General features: G+C 50.1%; 1 protein-coding gene. It reads left to right on the top strand.

What is annotated here, in order from left to right; all coding sequences use genetic code 11:
• Positions 1-222 precede the first annotated feature (222 nt).
• Positions 223-399, top strand: coding sequence for a hypothetical protein (locus tag ACFPYJ_RS29910; RefSeq protein ID WP_379191913.1), 177 nt, complete (start codon positions 223-225; stop codon positions 397-399).
• The last annotated feature ends 388 nt before the right edge of the window (positions 400-787 follow it).

Raw genomic sequence — 787 nt, 5'->3', positions numbered from 1 at the left:
TTGATCCAAGGTGACGAAATCCTGCGAATGAGTGAGTATATGTGAGATAAACCCTTAAAAACGAGGGACGGGACACTATAGCACAATGACACCAGACTGCCGGCAGCCTGTTCTACTAACTGGCACATGATCCAGCAATCTTGACGATTCTGGAGTCTTCCGCAACTTCCGCCGGTTCCCGAACGTCATATCGTATATTGCGTTTCGGATCGGAGGTCGGCTATGTTACGAATCATGAGCCTGCTCGTCATGCTGGGAATCGTGTCCGGTTGCGGACACGAGGATTGGACCGTCGGGGAAGTCGATGGACAAATCGAGCAAATCGCCCCGGACCGTTTCGAAGTGGATTGCTCGGATGAGGTCAATATCGGCAAGAAAGGCGCAATCGACAGCATTTGATACGGTTGCGGAGTAACCATTACAGATGAAACGATTTTCAGGACGACAAGGGGAATCCGTTGAAAGCTGATGATTTTGTGAAGGGAACGAACGTAAAAGTTGTTCTGCCACGCCCGTGAACATCCGCAGCAAAACCGAAGCCAGGGAGCCTCGCGACCTTGTTGCCGCAACTTTCGTAAGCTTGGACTTCCCGACATTATCCTTGACTCGATGTAGCAACAGCTCTACGCCGATTCTATGCATCAATATTGACTTTCCTTGCTCTTCATTTACAACTCAGTTCAAAAAAACAAAGCCCTGATAAAGGGGCTTTGTTCTCTGTGTACGCCCAGCATGGGCGTCATCTATACGGTGAAAGTCCGGAATGGGGGCTGGCAAGCGCCTACCA

Source organism: Paenibacillus solisilvae, assembly GCF_042656405.1.
GTDB lineage: Bacteria > Bacillota > Bacilli > Paenibacillales > Paenibacillaceae > Paenibacillus_Z > Paenibacillus_Z solisilvae.
Note: the sequence above shows the minus strand (reverse complement) of the source record. Positions and strands in the feature narration are given on the sequence as shown.

What these genes read in the sequence shown, in the direction of transcription:
- ACFPYJ_RS29910 (WP_379191913.1), top strand. Translation starts at nt 223, where the DNA reads ATGTTACGAATCATGAGCCTGCTCGTCATGCTGGGAATCGTGTCCGGT.